Source organism: Cognatiluteimonas profundi (genome assembly GCF_009792795.1).
GTDB lineage: Bacteria > Pseudomonadota > Gammaproteobacteria > Xanthomonadales > Xanthomonadaceae > Cognatiluteimonas > Cognatiluteimonas profundi.
The window spans coordinates 169,614-186,225 of the sequence record NZ_VKHQ01000003.1; the positions used below are offsets into that span (position 1 = coordinate 169,614).

At 66.4% G+C, this 16,612-nt stretch carries 11 protein-coding genes; 3 read left to right on the forward strand and 8 right to left on the reverse strand.

The genetic code is table 11. From position 1 onward, the window contains the following. Positions 1 to 7 precede the first annotated feature (7 nt). From GST15_RS02820 to GST15_RS02830, 3 genes are all read left to right on the forward strand, one after another. Complete coding sequence (locus GST15_RS02820) at positions 8 to 4,966, forward strand: NAD-glutamate dehydrogenase (protein ID WP_159015746.1); 4,959 nt, start codon at positions 8 to 10, stop codon at positions 4,964 to 4,966. A gap of 142 nt (positions 4,967 to 5,108) precedes the next feature. Further along, positions 5,109 to 5,876, forward strand: a complete 768-nt coding sequence (locus tag GST15_RS02825) for an NAD kinase (protein ID WP_159015747.1) — start codon at positions 5,109 to 5,111, stop codon at positions 5,874 to 5,876. An 85-nt stretch (positions 5,877 to 5,961) separates the two neighbouring features. After that, positions 5,962 to 6,879 (forward strand): 5'-nucleotidase, encoded by a 918-nt coding sequence (locus GST15_RS02830; RefSeq protein WP_159015748.1) that lies wholly within the window; start codon positions 5,962 to 5,964, stop codon positions 6,877 to 6,879. A 3-nt stretch (positions 6,880 to 6,882) separates the two neighbouring features. Here GST15_RS02830 and GST15_RS02835 read toward each other — a convergent pair whose 3' ends face one another. The 8 genes from GST15_RS02835 to GST15_RS02870 form a co-directional block, all read right to left on the reverse strand. Further along, complete coding sequence (locus GST15_RS02835; protein WP_159015749.1) at positions 6,883 to 9,012, reverse strand: amylo-alpha-1,6-glucosidase; 2,130 nt, start codon at positions 9,010 to 9,012, stop codon at positions 6,883 to 6,885. Between the two features lie 6 nt (positions 9,013 to 9,018). Further along, entirely contained in the window at positions 9,019 to 10,074 is a 1,056-nt protein-coding gene (locus GST15_RS02840) for a glycosyltransferase family 4 protein (protein WP_159015750.1), read from the reverse strand. A 75-nt stretch (positions 10,075 to 10,149) separates the two neighbouring features. Next, a complete protein-coding gene (locus GST15_RS02845; RefSeq protein ID WP_159015751.1) occupies positions 10,150 to 10,701 on the reverse strand; it encodes a DUF2939 domain-containing protein in 552 nt (183 codons plus the stop codon). Between the two features lie 57 nt (positions 10,702 to 10,758). Continuing rightward, positions 10,759 to 11,445, reverse strand: a complete 687-nt coding sequence (locus GST15_RS02850; protein ID WP_159015752.1) for a DUF2461 domain-containing protein — start codon at positions 11,443 to 11,445, stop codon at positions 10,759 to 10,761. Then, positions 11,442 to 12,884: an exodeoxyribonuclease I gene (gene sbcB, locus GST15_RS02855; RefSeq protein WP_159015753.1), complete on the reverse strand. Its 1,443-nt coding sequence runs from the start codon at positions 12,882 to 12,884 to the stop codon at positions 11,442 to 11,444. The genes GST15_RS02850 and sbcB overlap by 4 nt, the downstream gene beginning before the upstream one ends. 67 nt (positions 12,885 to 12,951) lie before the next feature. Continuing rightward, positions 12,952 to 14,304: an FAD-dependent oxidoreductase gene (locus GST15_RS02860; RefSeq protein ID WP_159015754.1), complete on the reverse strand. Its 1,353-nt coding sequence runs from the start codon at positions 14,302 to 14,304 to the stop codon at positions 12,952 to 12,954. Then, positions 14,301 to 15,578 carry a kynureninase gene (kynU, locus tag GST15_RS02865; RefSeq protein ID WP_159015755.1) on the reverse strand — a complete coding sequence of 426 codons (1,278 nt, stop codon included), beginning with the start codon at positions 15,576 to 15,578 and terminating at the stop codon, positions 14,301 to 14,303. The genes GST15_RS02860 and kynU overlap by 4 nt, the downstream gene beginning before the upstream one ends. 15 nt (positions 15,579 to 15,593) lie before the next feature. After that, positions 15,594 to 16,604 (reverse strand): amidohydrolase family protein, encoded by a 1,011-nt coding sequence (locus GST15_RS02870; protein WP_159015756.1) that lies wholly within the window; start codon positions 16,602 to 16,604, stop codon positions 15,594 to 15,596. Positions 16,605 to 16,612: the final 8 nt, after the last annotated feature.

Sequence of the window (16,612 nt, forward strand, 5' to 3'; positions counted from 1 at the left end):
GACCCCAATGAGCGCAAATACGCATTCGTCTTCCCTCGCCGCTGGCAGCGAGCCAGCAACGCCTGTTTCGGTTCCCTTCGAGCTGGTCTTCGAGGCGCTGCGCAAGCACGTGCCCAAGGACCAGCAGGTGCAGGCCGAACTGTTCACCAAGGCCTTCTACCGGCGCATGACGGCCGAGGAGTTCGCATTGCACAGCCCCGACGCATGGGCCGTGCTGGCTGCCGACTTCCTCGACCTGGCGCGCACCCGCAAGCCGGGCGAGGCGCAGGTGCGGGTGTTCAACGCCAACCTGAAGCAGCATGGCCTCGAGTCGCCGCACACGATGTTGCAGGTCGTCAACGACGACATGCCGTTCCTTGTCGATTCGGTGACGATGGCGCTGGCGGAGCTGGGCATCGGCGTGCACGTCCTCGGCCACCCGGTGGTGCGCTTCCACCGCGACGAGGCCGGCAAGCTGGATGCGGTCGGCGAAGGCCAGGCGGAATCGCTCATCCATCTGGAGATCGATCGCCAGCCTGCCGAGGCCATGCCTCAGATCGAACAGGCGATCCGGAAAGTGCTTGCGAACGTCCGCGCGATCGTCGTGGACTGGGATGCGATGCGGGCGAAGATGCTGCAGATCGCGGACGAGCTGCCGACGCGGACCATGCCGGTGTCGCCGGCGGGGCGCTCGGAGGCGCAGGCATTCCTGCGCTGGGCGGCCGAAAACCATTTCACCTACCTGGGCTATCGTGAGTACCAGGTCACCGACGAGGACGGCCAGGCGCTGCTGTGCCCGGTGGAGACGTCGGGGCTCGGCCTGCTGCGTGGACAGGACATCAGCCGGCCGCGGCCGCTGGCGTCCCTCGCCGCGCACTACATGCCGCAGTCCGGATCGGTCGATGCGTTGATCCTGACCAAGACCAATGCGCGCGCGACGGTGCATCGCCCGGGGTACATGGATTACATCGGCGTGCTGCAGTTCGACGACAGCGGCAAACCAGTCGCCGAACAGCGCTTCCTTGGCCTGTACACGTCCAGTGCCTACAACCGCCGGCCGTGGGAGATCCCGCTGATCCGCGAGCGCCACGACTACGTCATGCAGCAGTCCGGACTGGCGCCGGACGGCCACAGTGGCAAGGCCCTGCGCCACATCCTCGAGACGCTGCCGCGCGACGAATTGTTCCAGGCCAGCGAAGACGAGTTGCTGCGGACCAGCCTGGGAATCCTTGGCCTGCAGGAGCGCCTGCGCAGCAAGTTGTTCCTGCGACGCGACCGCTACGGGCGGTTCTTTTCAGCGCTGGTGTACATCCCCCGCGACCGGTTCAACACCGAGATCCGTGACCGCATCGAATCGATGCTCAAGCGCGCGCTGCATGGTGCGAGCGTGGACACCACGGTCCAGGTCGGCGAATCGCCGCTTGCGCAGTTGCACATGATCGTGCGGCCCGAAGGCAGGGAAGTGGGCGAGGTCGACACGTCCGCACTGCAGGCCGAGCTGGCCGAGATCGTGCGCAACCGGCATGACGATCTTCGCGACGAGTTGCTGGCGCGGAATGGCGAAGAGCAGGGATTGATGCTCGCCAATCGCTACGGCCGGGCGTTGCCGACCGGTTACATGGAAGGCGTCACGCCGCAGGTTGCGGCGGACGATGTCCAGTGCCTTGCGCAGTTGTCCGCCCAGGATGACCTGCGGATCAGCCTGTACCGGCGCGCCGATGGGTGCCTGCGCCTGAAGTTCTACCACTGGAAGGACGACATCCCGCTGTCCGATGTCCTGCCGATGATGGAGAACATGGGACTTCGGGTGATCTCCGAGCACCCCTATCGCATCGCGCTCGGAAACGATGTCGCCTACATCCAGGATTTCGAGGTCGAAGCGGCTGCACAGCTCGATGTCGAGCGCCTGGGCGAGAATTTCGAGGAGGCGTTCTCACAGCTCTGGCGCGGCCAGGCCGAGAACGACGGATTCAACCACCTGATCCTCGCGGCCGGACTGTCGTGGCGGCAGGTGGCGATGCTGCGCGCCTACAGCAAGTACCTGCAGCAGCTGGGCGTTCCGTTTTCGCAGGTCTACGTCGAGCAGACGTTCTCCCGCTATCCATTGCTGGCCAGGTTGCTGGTCGAGATGTTCGAAGCGCGCTTCGATCCGGCAACCGGATCGGAACCAGCGTCCGAAGTGGCTGAAGGCATGCAGCGCCTGCAGGCGCAATTTGCCTCGCTTGCCGCTGCCGACGCGGCGGCGACCGCTGCGTTGAAGCCGGTGATCGAGGCCCGGTCCGGCTCGCGCGAGCGCCAGGTCGAGGCCACCAGGGCGGCATTGCTGACCTTGCTCGACCGCGTGTCCAGCCTGGACGAGGACCGCATCATCCGCAGTTTCATTGGCGTCATCGATGCCACGCTGCGCACCAGTTATTACCTCAACGTCATCGGCCTGCCCCGCGCGGACGGGGAGGCGAGGGATTACGTCAGCTACAAACTCGATTCCGCGCTGGTTCCAGACCTGCCCAAGCCGCGCCCGTACCGCGAGATCTTCGTCTATGGCGCCCGGGTGGAAGGCGTGCACCTGCGCTTCGGACCTGTCGCGCGCGGCGGACTGAGATGGTCGGACCGACGCGAGGACTTCCGCACGGAAGTGCTGGGCCTGGCAAAGGCGCAGATGGTCAAGAACACGGTCATCGTGCCCGTGGGTTCGAAGGGTGGATTCTTCTGCAAGCAGTTGCCCAATCCGGCCGTCGACCGCGACGCATGGTTCGCCGAGGGCGTGGCCTGCTACAAGCGCTTCATCAACGCGCTGCTCGACATCACCGACAACCTCGTCGATGGCAAGGTGGTGCATCCGGCACACGTGGTGCGGCATGACGGCGATGATCCCTACCTGGTCGTCGCGGCCGACAAGGGCACGGCTACGTTTTCGGACATCGCCAACGCCATTTCGCGTGCGCACGGCTACTGGCTCGATGATGCCTTCGCCTCGGGCGGATCGGTCGGTTACGACCACAAGGCGATGGGCATCACCGCAAAGGGCGCGTGGGAATCGGTCATGCGCCACTTCCGCGCGATGGGCCGCGATTGCCAGGCGCAGGATTTCTCCGTCGTCGGCATCGGCGACATGTCCGGTGACGTGTTCGGCAACGGCATGCTGTTGTCGCCACGCATCAAGCTGCTGGCGGCATTCGACCATCGACACATTTTCCTGGACCCGGCGCCGGAGATCGCAACATCCTTCGCCGAGCGCAGCCGCCTGTTCCAGTTGCCGCGTTCGTCGTGGGAGGACTACAACCCCGCGTTGATCAGTCGCGGTGGCGGAGTCCATCCGCGCAGCGCCAAGTCGATCGCACTGACGCCCGAGGTCAAGCAGGCCCTGGGGATCGATCCGGACGTGGCCGCGATGAGTCCCGCGGAACTGATGAGCGCCATCCTCAAGGCGCCGGTCGACCTGTTCTGGAATGGCGGTATCGGCACTTACGTGAAGTCGACCGCCGAGTCGCACCTGGACGTCGGCGATCGCGCCAACAATTCGCTGCGGGTCGATGGACGCGAGTTGCGTTGCAAGGTCGTGGGCGAGGGCGGAAACCTCGGCTTCACGCAGCTCGGTCGCATCGAGGCGGCGCAGCACGGCGTCCTGCTCAACACCGACTTCATCGACAACTCGGCGGGCGTGGACACGTCCGACCACGAGGTCAACATCAAGATCCTGCTCAACGGGGAAGTCCGCAGGAACGCGCTGACCTTCGATGCGCGCAATACGCTGTTGGCGTCGATGACCGATGAAGTCGCCGGGCTCGTGCTCACCGACAACTATCGCCAGAACCAGGCCATCAGCCTGATGGAGCGGATGAGCGTCACGCGGCTTGGGTCCAAGCAGCACTTCATCCGTACGCTGGAATCGCAGGGGCTGCTGGATCGCCAGATCGAGTTCCTGCCATCGGATGCGGAGATCGCCGAGCGCAAGGCGCGCGGCGTTGGCCTGTCGCGGCCGGAGCTGGCGGTGCTGTTGTCCTACTCCAAACTCGTGGCCTACCAGCAACTGCTGGCATCGGACGTCCCCGAGGATCCGTATCTGTCCAAGGAACTGAGCCGGTATTTCCCGGAGCCCCTGCAGCGCCAGTACGTCGCGGCGATGGAGCAGCATCGGCTGAAGCGCGAGATCATCGCCACCGCCGTCACCAACTCGACCATCAACCGCATGGGCGCGACGTTCCTGTTGCGCATGCAGGAAGACACCGGGCGCACGCCGGGTGAAGTCGCGAAGGCATTCACGATCACGCGCGAAACGCTCGATGCGCGCGTGCTATGGGCACAGATCGATGCGCTCGACGGCAAGGTCGCCGAGCCGGTCCAGATCGACGCCTTGCAGGTCATCTGGTCGCTGCAGCGCTCGTTCACGCGCTGGTTGCTGTCGCGTCCGGGCGCGATCCCGGACATCGCCACTGCCGTCGACCGCTATCACGATGGGTTCCGCGAGATCCGCGCGGGCGAGAACATCCTGCCGCCGTCGCAACGTCCCGCCTATGACGCCAGCCTGCGCGACTGGAAGGCGCGCGGCGTGCCGGAAGACCTGGGCGCGCAACTCGCGGCACTTCCGTACCTGGAGCCGTGCTGCGACATCATCGAGCTGGCACGCGACAGCGCGATGTCACCGATTGCCGTTGCCAAGGTCCATTTCAGGCTCGGCGATGCCCTGAACCTGCCCTGGCTGCAGGCACAGATCGATGCCTTGCCGGTTGACGGGCGCTGGCATGCGGTCGCGCGTGGCGTGTTGCGTGACGAACTCGCCACGCAGCAGCGTGCGCTGGTGCAGCAGGTACTGGCGATGCCCGGCGATTCCTCGGATGCGCAGGTGCGGCATTGGCTGGATCGCGACGACGCATCGTTGCGATTCACCCTTGCCATGCTGGCCGAGCTGGCCGCGCAGAAGACGCTCGACTATCCGACCGCATCGGTGGCCGTGCAGCGGCTGTCGCAACTGGCATCGCGCGGCTGAGGAACGGCTGCATCACATCAGGCCGGCAGGCCGGGCATGTGACAAGCAGGCAATTGCTGCCCGCTCCCCGCATCGGGGGCGGGCCGGTTTCGCCGATGCGGAGCATGGCGTTATCCTCGCGGAATCAGCCAGGGAGTGACCGATGAGCGAGCCGCGTATCGCATTGCTGGCCAGTCCGACCGAGGAAGCGCAGGCGGCACTGTCGCTGCTGGCTGCACGACATGGCCGGCACGCGCCGGAGGATGCCGATGTCGTGGTCGCGCTGGGCGGTGACGGCTTCATGCTGCAGACGCTCCATCGCCATGCCACTGCCGGCAAGCCCGTCTACGGGATGAAGCTGGGCAGCGTCGGTTTCCTCATGAATCACTACCATGGCGATCGCCTGGTCGAGCGCATCGCCGCCGCCGAACCGGCGGTCCTTCGGCCGCTGGAAATGCAGGCAATGACCGAGTCCGGGGCGACGGTCGGCTCGCTCGCCTACAACGAGGTGTCGCTGTTGCGGCAGACGCGCCAGGCGGCGCACATTGCGATCGACCTCAACGGCAAGCCACGGCTGGACGAGCTGATCTGCGACGGCGTGATGGTCGCCACGCCAGCCGGCAGCACCGCGTACAACTTCTCCGCGCAGGGGCCGATCCTGCCGCTGGGCTCCAGCATCATCGCCTTGACGCCAATCGCGGCGTTCCGGCCGCGGCGCTGGCGCGGTGCGTTGCTGAAATCGGCGACACAGGTGCGATTCCGCGTGCTGGATCCCTACAAGCGGCCGGTCAGCGCAACCGCGGACTCGCACGAGGTGCGCGACGTCGTCGAGGTAACGATCCGAGAGTCGGAGCACCTGACGGTGACGCTGCTGTTCGATCCGGAGCACAACCTGGAAGAACGCATCCTCAGCGAGCAGTTCGTGGTCTGAATGGCGACGGGCATCCGCAGCTTGCCGGCGACCAGGCCCGTTTCCAGTCTCAACCGGCGATACCGGCATGGAGGATAGTGTCTCCATGGATACCACCGGTTCCGACCCGTTGATCGTTGCCATTTCGTCACGTGCGCTGTTCGACCTGGAGGACAGTCATGGCCTGTTCGAGCGCGAGGGGCTCGATGCCTACGCGGCATTCCAGCGCGCGCACGAGGATGAGTTGCTCGCGCCGGGGATTGCGTTTCCGCTGGTGCGCAAGCTGCTCGCGCTCAACGATGGCACTGCGCCGCAGGCGCCACGGGTGGAAGTCATCCTGATCTCGCGCAATTCCTCGGACACCGGCTTGCGCATCTTCAACTCGATCGAACACCACGGCCTGGCGATCCACCGTGCCGCCTTCAGCAATGGCGCGCCACCGTACCCTTATATCCGGCCGTTTGGCGCGGACCTGTTCCTGTCCACGCACGGCGATGACGTGCGCAGCGCGCTGGCCGCCGGCGTGGCTGCCGCAACCATCCTGCCGGCGGCGCACAAGGCCAGTCCAATGCATCGCGACGACCAGTTGCGGATCGCGTTCGACGGTGATGCCGTGATCTTCGGCGACGAGTCCGAGCGCGTGTCGCGCCAGGGCGGGCTGGAGGCGTTCGCCGAGAACGAGCGCGTCCACGCCGGCGAGCCCTTGTCGGGCGGGCCCTTCCGCGGCTTCCTGGATGCCTTGCATCGATTGCAGAAGGCATTCCCCGCAGGCACCGAGTCGCCGATCCGCACCGCCCTGGTCACCGCGCGATCGGCACCGGCGCACAAGCGGGTCATCCTGACATTGCGCGAATGGGGCGTGCGGCTCGACGAGGCGCTGTTCCTGGGCGGCCGGGCCAAGGGACCGTTCCTGGATGCGTTCGGCGCCGACATCTTCTTCGACGATTCGGAACACAACATCGCGTCCGCGCGCGACCACGTCGCGGCCGGACACGTTCCGCATGGCGTCGCCAACCAGGGCTGACCGCTACAGGCCGCGAATGCGCAGGGGAACACGGTCGGCTTCGGGTCCCTCGACGAAGACGATCACGCGCCCATCCAGCCGCTGGAAGACCAGGTCGACGCAGCATGGCCCGATGCCCAGGCCACGCAGGGCGACCTGCTCGATTCCGGGCGGGAGATGCGGGTGCGACACGTGTATCTCGTTGCGCCAGCCATCGATACTGACACCCAGGCAGGACTTCAGCAGCATGAAGCCCGATCCGGCGGCCCATGCCTGTGGCAGGCAGGCGACCGGATAGGACACCGGCGTATTGCCTTGTGCGCGCGAAAATCCGCAGAACAGTTCCGGCAGGCGCATGTCGAAGTGCGCCGCCGTTTCGAACACGGCCCGCAGCAGGCGCACGGCGCCATGGCGGTCGCCGGTCCGTGCGATGCCGGCGGCGCACAGCGCGGTGTCGTGCGGCCACACGGAGCCGTTGTGATAGGACATCGGGTTGTAGCGCGCTTCGCCTTCGGCCAGTGTGCGCACGCCCCAGCCGGTTGAAAACGCGGGGCCGAGCAACTGCGCTGCCGTCAATGCGGCGCGTTCGGGGCCGGGTAGCCCGACGAACAGCAGGTGTCCGGGATTGCTGGCACGCACGCGGCACAACGCACCGTCGCCGTCGATGGCGATTCCGTAGAAATTGCGCTCGGGCATCCAGAATCGCTGCTCCACCCGCTCGCGCAGGCGATCGGAGCGATCCTGCCAATGGTGCGCCGCTTCGGATTCGCCGCGACGCCGGGCCAGGTCGGCCATGGCGCGCAGGGCGGCGAATACATAGCCCTGGACCTCGACCAGCGCGATCGGCCCAGCGGGAATGCGTCCGTCCGCATGGAAGACCGAGTCCTCGCTGTCCTTCCATCCCTGGTTGGCGAGGCCACTGGTCTCGCCGCGCTCGTAATCCAGGAAGCCGTCCACGTTCGCATCGCAGACCCGTTCGATCCACGCAGTCGCCGCCAGCAGTGCCGGCCACAGCGTCGCGATGAGGTGCAGGTCCCCGGTGCGCCGCGCATAGGCGCCAGCCAGCATCACGAACAATGGCGTCGTGTCGACGCCGCCGTAATACAGGCCGAAGGGCAGCTCACGCATCGCCGCCATTTCGCCCTTGCGGGTCTCGTGCATGATCTTGCCGGGCGCTGAATCCAGGAATGCGGATTTGTCGTTGGCCTGGTGGGCCGCAAGGAACGACAACACGCCACGCGCCATGCCCGGATTCAACCAGAGCGTCTGCAGCGACGTGACCACCGCATCGCGACCGAATGGCGTGGAAAACCAAGGAATGCCCGCGTAGGGGTAGGGTCCGGTCGGCAGTTCGCTCGTCAGCAATGCGAGGTCGGCGCGCGAGCGTTCCATCCACGACGTGAACAAGGGCCCGACGCTGCGCACGCTGGCGCCGCGACGCTGGCGGGCGCGCATCGTCATCCGCGCGCGTGCCGCCGCGCTGCGGTATCGCGACCGCGACGGCACATCCTGCACGCTGAGCCCGACTTCCACGAAGATCTCGTCGCTGGTGTTGGGCGGAAGGTCCAGGATGAATTCCACCGAGTTGGCCGTTCGCACCGACGGCTCGCGCGAAAACACCACCGCCGAACTGCGATGGCGTCCATCGAGCCCTTCGTAGCCAAAGACGATCGCGTGGTCCCTGGTTTCGACCGGCAACAGGGTGCCCCGTGCCGCGCGCACGCTGCCGCGAACCTCGAACATGTCGCGGAAGTCGGCGCCAAGGCGCAGGCGCAATGGCGCCACCACGCCGTGGTTGCCGTAGTTGTGGCAGCAGATCCTCTCGTAGAGGCGGTCCTCGCAGAGGAAGCGCGTCCGCACGATATGCACCAGTCCCGACACGGCATCCGGTGCGCCCAGCACCGGCAGCGGGCGGTTGGTGAGGTGGGCGACGAAGAACACGTTGTCGCGGCTCACCGCGGCGCTCAACGCCTCTGGCTGCAATCCGGCAATGCGCAGGCTGTAGGTGGACAGCAGGCGGGTGTCGTCATGGAACAGCCCGTCGCTTCCGCCTTCGATATCACCGTATGCGTTGGCGACCACGAAACTGTCGCCATCCTTGAGCACATGGGTGGTGAAGGAGGCGGCGGTCGCTGCCGGTTGCAGGTCAACCACGGTCGGTCACGCCAGCAGGCGGGTTTTGGTGTGGCGCTGCGGGAGCAGGCGTTCGTAGAGCGCGAGGTAATTGCGCGCCATGGCCTGCGCCGAGAAACGCCGCTCGAAGGTCTCGCGGATGCGCGTGCGATCGTATGCCGCGACTTCGGCGACCGCAGCGACGGCCTCGGCCTGCGAGCTGACGACGCGACCGGTGATGCCATCGTCGATGATCTCCGGCACCGAGCCGCATGGCCATGCGATCACCGGCGTGCCGCAGGCCATGGCCTCGATCATCACCAGGCCGAACGGTTCGGGCCAGTCGATCGGGAACAGCAGCGCAACAGCATTCCCCAGGAAATCCGACTTCTGCTCGTCGTCGATCTCGCCGATGAATTCGATGGATGGATCATCGAGCAAGGGCGAGATCTCGGCGAAGTAGGCGCGATCGGCGGCGTCGACCTTGGCCGCGATCCGCAGCGGCAATCCCGCGGCTTTTGCGATCGCGATCGCGCGATCCGGGCGTTTCTCCGGGGAGATGCGTCCCAGGAACGCGAGGTAGCCGCCTTGCGGCCGAGCCGAAAACCGGTACAGCGCCGGAGGCATGCCGTGCTGCACGGTGCCCGCCCAGTTCGCGAATCGCAACGGCCGACGCTGGTGGTCCGAAATGGACACCATCGGGAATCGCGGCCAGCGACGGTAGGCCGCAGACAGGTCCTTGAGGTCCAGTCGTCCGTGCAGCGTGGTCAACGTCCGTGACGCGATGTCGGCGAACAGCGGAAAGTGGAGGAGATCGACATGGAAATGCAGGATGTCGAATTCGTCGCTGCGGCTGCGCACCTCATGCAGCATCGACAGGTGGCTGGCCATGTCCGAGCGCAGGTCATCGGGGTCCAGCCGGATCGCCTGTTCGCGCATCGGGACCAGTGTCGCGCGCGTCCTGGAATCGCCCGATGCGAACAGCGTGACGTCGTGGCCGAGGTCGACCAGCGCGTCGGTGAGGTGCGCCACGATCCGTTCCGTTCCGCCATACAGCCTGGGCGGGACCGCTTCGTACAGGGGCGCGATCTGGGCGATTCTCATGGCGGGCGCGGTGGTAGCGACGCCCGTCAGCCTAGACAGCACTCCATTAACGGCGTGTCGCGAGCACCCGTGAATTCATGATTGTGAGTCCGACGCCACGGGCGGAAGGCGGATATCGGAAAGGCGCCAGTCCAGTCCGGAGCGCGTCACCACGAAGACGGTAGGGATGCCTTGCTCGTCGTTGATCGTTGCCGTGAATCGCGAGGTCGATTCGTAGCGGTAAACGACACCGTGTAATGGATCAGCCGGCCGCGCGGATGGATCGGGCGGCGCGAATCCGGAACTGGCGTGCGCCCATTCCTTGCGACCTTCCATGATTGCGCCAAGGCCCAGTGGCGTGACCATCGTGTCGACCGCGGGACCGATCAGGCTGTCCGCCAGACGCAGGCCGAGCGCGGCGAACACACTCGACTGCAGGCCTGGGCCCGCCTTGCGCACCAGTCGATCGGACAGCTGTGCCTTGAGGCTGGCGCGCACGGAAGGGAAATCGACCTGTTTCGACAACGCGGCGGCGTCCTGCGCCTGGACCGCGACACGGATCGCACGCATGGTGCGGTACGGGCCGCTGCCAACGTATGCGGTGAGCGCCAGTGCGCCGACGAGGATCAGGGCCAGCCATCGTTTCATTGCGATCATTGCTCCAGCGGGGTCACGGCCTTTGCGACCGGCAGGCGATTGCAGCGATCAGAATTCCAGGTCCAGCCCCGCGCACAGATAGTCGACGAAAGGCGCCAGCGCCTGCAAATCCTTTTCAAGCACCTGGCGTAGTCGTGGCCCCAGCACCGTCGCATCCGGCAATGCGCGCACGGCGACGAAGTTGCGTCGCTTCAGGTCGTCGATGAACCGGAAGTCGGCGGGAAATCCGCGCGGTGGCCGCACCAGCGATTCGCCGGATTCCAGCTCGAAACGCTTGCGGAACCCCGGCGCATGGGCGGCCACTTCCCAGCTGCCCGGATTGTCGAAGATGAACTGGCGCAGGCGGCGCTGCGTGTCCGGCTGTGGATGCCACAGCCCCGCGCCGACGAAGCATGCGCCAGGTTCCAGGTGCAGGTAGAACGATGGTGCATCGACCTCGCGCGCACGTGCATGGAACAGGCGCGCGCCCTGCCAGCGTTTGTATGGCGACTTGTCATTGGCGAATCGCGTGTCGCGGTGCAGGCGGAACAGCGAGCCACCCACCGGCCTTGGATCGACGCGGTAATGGGTGCTGACCTCGGCCAGGCCCGGTTGCAGGTCGAGCAACAGTTGCAGGAACGGTCCGCGGACGTTCGCCTCGTAGGCATCCTTGTGCGCATGGAACCAGGTGCGGTCGTTGTTGCGCGCGATGCCGCGCAGGAACTTGAATGTCCTGTCGTTGAAATACGTGGTCATGCCAGCGAGCGTTCGAGTGAGAGGCCCCAGTCGTCCAGTTGGTCCAGCAGCGCCATTCGCGGCCCTTCGTCGGCGTGCACGCCACGCAGGCGCGCCAACTCCATCCGGAAGCCTTCCAGGCTCAACTCGGACAGTCCGGACTCGGCCACGATGCGCTGGCGCCGGTAATCATCCCATCGCTGGCGTTCGCCATCGGTCAAGGTCCCGGGCCAGTTGCGCGCGCGATAGCGGAACAGCAACTCGACCAGGCGCTGGTCGGAGAAGGTGAACATGCGTGCGGCCAGCGCTTCCGGCGGCGTCGCGCGCACCTCGGCCAGTCGTCGCTTGTCGCCATCGCCGACGAAACCCTCGTAGAGGCTGGCATCGACGTCGCCGGGTTCGCGCGTCCGTCCGGCGGCATACACGCGACGGACCTTTTCCGCCAGCTCCGGGCCGACTTCGCGCAGGCGCGCAGCCTTGGCTTCGATGATCGCGGGCTCGATGCCAAGCCGCTCGAAGTCCCGCGCCTGCAGGTGTCCCCAGGCCACCAGCGATGGACAGCGGTTCAGGTGCACTTCCTTCAGGCCGATGCGCACTTCGCCCGGCGGCAGGTCGGCGGCGGGCGTGTACAGGCGATCGGCGATGTCATCCGCGTCCAGTGCGAGCAGCGCTTCGGGATCGCCATCCAGGTCGAACACGATCACCCGGTTGTCGATGTGCGGATGCCGCGCCAATGGCAGCACGGCGGCCGCGCACATCCGCGACGCCGGGTAGCGCTGGGAGACGTGCAGCACCGGCGACATGCCGACGGTGTCCAGCAACTGCGCGGCGCGGCGCTTGTTGCGCAACTGCAGGGCGTAATCCCACAGTTTTGGTTGCGCGCTGCGCAGCTTGCGCGCAAGGCCGATCAGGGCGCGCACGTCGGACAGGGCTTCGTGCGCATCGCCCGTGCGCACGTCGTTGGCCACGGCGAGATGCTCCAGCCGGAACGAGGTCGCGCCATCCTCGCGTTGCGGCCACACCAGGCCGTCCGGGCGCAGCGCATGCGCCAGCCGCAGGACGTCCAGCAGGTCCCATCGACAGTTGCCGCCGCGCCATTCGCGTTCGTAGGCATCGTGGAAGTTGCGGAACAGGCCATGACGGATGAACTCGTCGTCGAAGCGCAGCGAGTTGTAGCCCAGCGTGCAGGTTTCCGGCCGGGCCATCTCCTCGACGATGCGCGCGAACGCCTCGGCCTCGTTGACGCCATCGCGCAACGCCTGCTGCGGCGTGATTCCGGTGATCAGCGTCGCCACGGGGGAGGGCAGCAGGTCGTCCGCCGGCTTGACGAAGAAGCTGATCGGTTCGTCGACCTCGCCCAGGTCGGTGTCGGTGCGGATGGCGGCGAACTGCGCGATGCGCGTCGTGCGCGGATCGGCGCCGAAGGTTTCGAGGTCGTAGAACAGGAAGCTGGCGGTCATGGTCTGGGTGGCGGGTGTGGCGACGTCAGCATGCCCGGGCCCCGTATCGTCCCGTGAGACCGGCGATTCAGGCCGAAACCGTCAGTGGCGACAGCTGGCGTTCGACTTCCGCGTCGAGCCACGGCCAGTCGATGCCGTCCAGCGACGTGCGCCCGCGGGTCGCCTCCACCAGCAGTTCGCGCTGGATGCGGCCACGTTCGAGCGCGGTGGCGTACGGAATCCGGCGGAAGGTCACCATGGCGTAGCGGGGGACGAAACGGTCCGGATGGCGCTCGGCCAGGCTGCGCTCCAGCGCACGCTGCAGCAGGAAATCGGCGTCGTCGACGCGCTCGCGCATCTCCAGGTAGTTTTCCAGCGCCATCTGCTGGATCGCCAGGGCGTTCGGCCTGCGCACGGATTCGAAGGCCGCGAAAGCCGTCGCCAGGTCCGGGTCGGAATCCAGTTGATCGGCGAGCGACACGCAGTCCTCGAATGCGCAGTTCATGCCCTGGCCATGGAACGGCACCATGGCGTGCGCTGCGTCGCCCACCAGCACGGCGCGGCCGTCGAGCGTCCAGCGATCCAGGTACAACGTGGCCAGCGTGCCGGTGGGGTGGGATTCGAAATCCTTCTCGAGGTCCGGCATCAGCGGCAGCGCGTCGGCGAAGTCGCGCTGGAACAGCCCGCGCGCGTCTTCGCCCGACACGACGGTCTCGAAGCTCGGGTCGCCCTTGTTGGGCAGGAACAGCGTCACCGTGAAGGTGCGTTCGTCGTTGGGCAAGGCAATGCACATGTAACGTCCACGCGGCCAGATGTGCAGCGCGTGTGGTTCGATGCTGAATCCACCGTCCACGCGCGGCGGGATCTCCAGCTCCTTGTAGCCATGGTCCAGCCATTCCAGGCGTTCGCCCAGCGGCGCGACGCGGTCGATCTGCTGGCGCACGATCGAACCGGCACCGTCGGCGCCAACCAGCGCATTGAATACGTGCGTGTGTGGGCCGTCACCGAGGAAGGTCGCCGTGCGCGTGCTGAAATCGACGCTGTCCAGGCGGCGGTCGAAATGCAGGCGGGCGCCGGCTGTTTCCGCGGCATCGATGAGCGTGAGATTGAGGTCGCCCCGGCTCACCGACCAGATCACTTCGGAATCGTCACGGCCATAGCGCTGCAGCTGCTGGCTGCCGTCGGCGAAATGCACCATGCGGCCGCGCATCATCACGGCCTTGTCCATGACGGCGTCGGCCGCGTCGGCACTGCGCAGGGCATGCAGGCCGCGTTCGGCCAGCGCCAGGTTGATCGAGCGGCCGCCGGCGTAACCGGCGACGCGCGGATCGCCGCGTCGCTCGTAGACGTCGACCTCCCACCCACGCCGCGCCAGCAATGTCGCCAGCAACGCACCGGCAAGGCCGGCGCCGACGATGGTCAGCTGCCGTGGGGACGTCATCGCGCAGCCTCGCGCCAGGATTCCACGGCCCGCACGAACCGCAGGATATCGACGTGGCTGTTGTACAGCGGAGCCGGCGAAATGCGGATGACATCGGGCTCGCGCCAGTCGCCCACCACGCCGGCATTGGCGAGGAATTCGAACAGGTGGAGGCCCTGTTCCCGGCCTCCGGTCACGCGCAGGGACAACTGCGCGCCGCGCTGGGCGGGATCGCGTGGCGTGAGGATCTGCAACGTCGCTTCCAGTCGCTCGTGGATCAGTGCCTCCAGGTAACCGGTCAGTCGCAGCGATTTTTCGCGCAACGCGGTCATGCCGGTGCGCGAAAAAAGATCCAGCGATGCACGCAGCGGTGCGAGCGCCAGTACCGGCGGATTGCTCAACTGCCAGCCGTCGGCGCCCGGGGTCGGCGCGAATGTCGGCCCCATCCGGAATCGCGTTGCCTGCTCGTGTCCCCACCAGCCAGCGAACCGCGGCCGATCGCTGTGTGCGTGCCGCTCATGCACGAAGCAACCACCGACCGCGCCCGGACCGGCGTTCATGTACTTGTAATGGCACCAGACGGCGAAGTCGGCATCGCTGTCGTGCAACTGCAGCGGCAGGTTGCCCACGGCATGCGCGAGGTCGAAGCCGACGATCGCGCCGGCGGCATGGCCGAGTCGCGCGATTTCGCGCAGGTCGAAGGCCTGGCCGGTCCGATACTGCACGCCAGGCCAGAGGACCAGCGCCAGGCGCGGGCCGTGCTGTGCGATGGCACGCTCGATCGCGGCCATGCTGAAACTTCCATCCACTCCATCAGGTTGCAGCTCGACAAGGTCGGTCGTCGGATCGAAGCCGTGGAATCGCAGTTGCGACTCGACCGCATGGCGATCCGACGGGAACGCGCCGGCCTCGATCAGGATTGCCGGTCGTTCCGCCGTTGGCCGGTAGAAGCTGACCATCATCAGGTGCAGGTTGGTGGTGAGCGAGTTCATCGCGACCACTTCGCCCGGCTGCGCACCGACCACGTCGGCCAGGCCGGACCGCACCATCTCGTGGTAAGGCATCCATGGGGCCGGGTCGCGGAAGTGGCCTTCGACGCCCTCCAATGCCCATTTATCGAGGACTTCCTCCACCATCGGACGCGCGCCGCGAGGCTGCAGCCCTAGCGAATTCCCGCAGAAATAGGCCTGCTCGATGCCGCCATGCAGCGGGATGTGGAAGTTGTCACGCGATCGACGCAGCGGATCAGCGGCATCGAGGGCGATTGCGGTGTCGTCGCTATGGAGATCGGTCATGTGTGTCGCGACGCCTTACTTGAACCGTGCCGCGGTCAGCCCGAGCCATTCCAGCGCGGTGCCGTGATAGAGCCGCGCCTGTTCGGACGGGTCCAGGTCGAGTGCGGCGATACCGGCACCCGGCGCCTGTTCGCCCAGCGGGAAGGGATAGTCGGTGCCCAGCATGACGCGCGACACGCCGCAGGTATCCAGCAGGTAGCGCAGCGCGCGATCGTCGGCAACCCACGAATCGAAATACAGGCGCGACAGGTAATCGCGTGGATTGCGGAAATTGTCGGTCGCGACCAGGTCCGGGCGCATGTTGAAGCCGTGCTCGATGCGGCCGATCGTGTAGGGGAAACTCCCGCCACCGTGGGCCAGGCATACCTTGAGCTTCGGCAGGCGCTCGAGCACGCCACCGAAGACCAGGCAACACGCGGCGCGCGACTGCTCGGCTGGCATGCCGACGAGCCATGGCAGCCAGTACTTCGGCATCGATTCGGCGCCCATCATGTCCCAGGGATGCACGAGGATCGCAGCACCAAGGTCACTGGCGGCTTCGAAGAAATCAAACAGCTCCGGCGCGTCGAGGTTCCAGTCGCCGACATGCGATCCGATCTGCACGCCCTGCAGCCCGAGCTGGTCCATGCAGCGTTCCAGTTCCTGGATCGCCAGTCGCGGCGACTGCAACGGCACCGTGCCGATGCCGGCGTAATGACGCGGGTAGTTGCGGCAGGTCAGCGCCATGTGGTCGTTGAGCGACTGGTGCAATTCAAGCGCATGGTGCGGCTTGGCCCAGTAACTGAACATCACCGGCACGGTGCTGATCACCTGTACCTGCACGTCGAACCGCGCGTAGTCGTTGATGCGCTCCTGCGGATCCCAGGTCTTGGGCCAGATCTCGCGGAAGAACTTCCCGTCCTTGTAGATGCGGTGGTGCCCGTCGTCGCCATGGTGGATGACGGGAAAGCGCGCATCGCCGTACTTGGCGGCAAGGTCCGGCCAGTCGCGGGGCAGGTAATGGGCGTGGATGTCGATCTTGAGCATGGCGCCAG

Excerpts from the sequence above, each read along its gene's own strand:
- GST15_RS02845 (WP_159015751.1), bottom strand. The coding sequence starts at position 10,701 with ATGAAACGATGGCTGGCCCTGATCCTCGTCGGCGCACTGGCGCTCACC.
- GST15_RS02820 (WP_159015746.1), top strand. The coding sequence starts at position 8 with ATGAGCGCAAATACGCATTCGTCTTCCCTCGCCGCTGGCAGCGAGCCA.
- GST15_RS02870 (WP_159015756.1), bottom strand. The coding sequence starts at position 16,604 with ATGCTCAAGATCGACATCCACGCCCATTACCTGCCCCGCGACTGGCCG.
- kynU (WP_159015755.1), bottom strand. The coding sequence starts at position 15,578 with ATGACCGATCTCCATAGCGACGACACCGCAATCGCCCTCGATGCCGCT.
- GST15_RS02830 (WP_159015748.1), top strand. The coding sequence starts at position 5,962 with ATGGATACCACCGGTTCCGACCCGTTGATCGTTGCCATTTCGTCACGT.
- GST15_RS02840 (WP_159015750.1), bottom strand. The coding sequence starts at position 10,074 with ATGAGAATCGCCCAGATCGCGCCCCTGTACGAAGCGGTCCCGCCCAGG.
- GST15_RS02860 (WP_159015754.1), bottom strand. The coding sequence starts at position 14,304 with ATGACGTCCCCACGGCAGCTGACCATCGTCGGCGCCGGCCTTGCCGGT.
- GST15_RS02825 (WP_159015747.1), top strand. The coding sequence starts at position 5,109 with ATGAGCGAGCCGCGTATCGCATTGCTGGCCAGTCCGACCGAGGAAGCG.
- GST15_RS02850 (WP_159015752.1), bottom strand. The coding sequence starts at position 11,445 with ATGACCACGTATTTCAACGACAGGACATTCAAGTTCCTGCGCGGCATC.
- sbcB (WP_159015753.1), bottom strand. The coding sequence starts at position 12,884 with ATGACCGCCAGCTTCCTGTTCTACGACCTCGAAACCTTCGGCGCCGAT.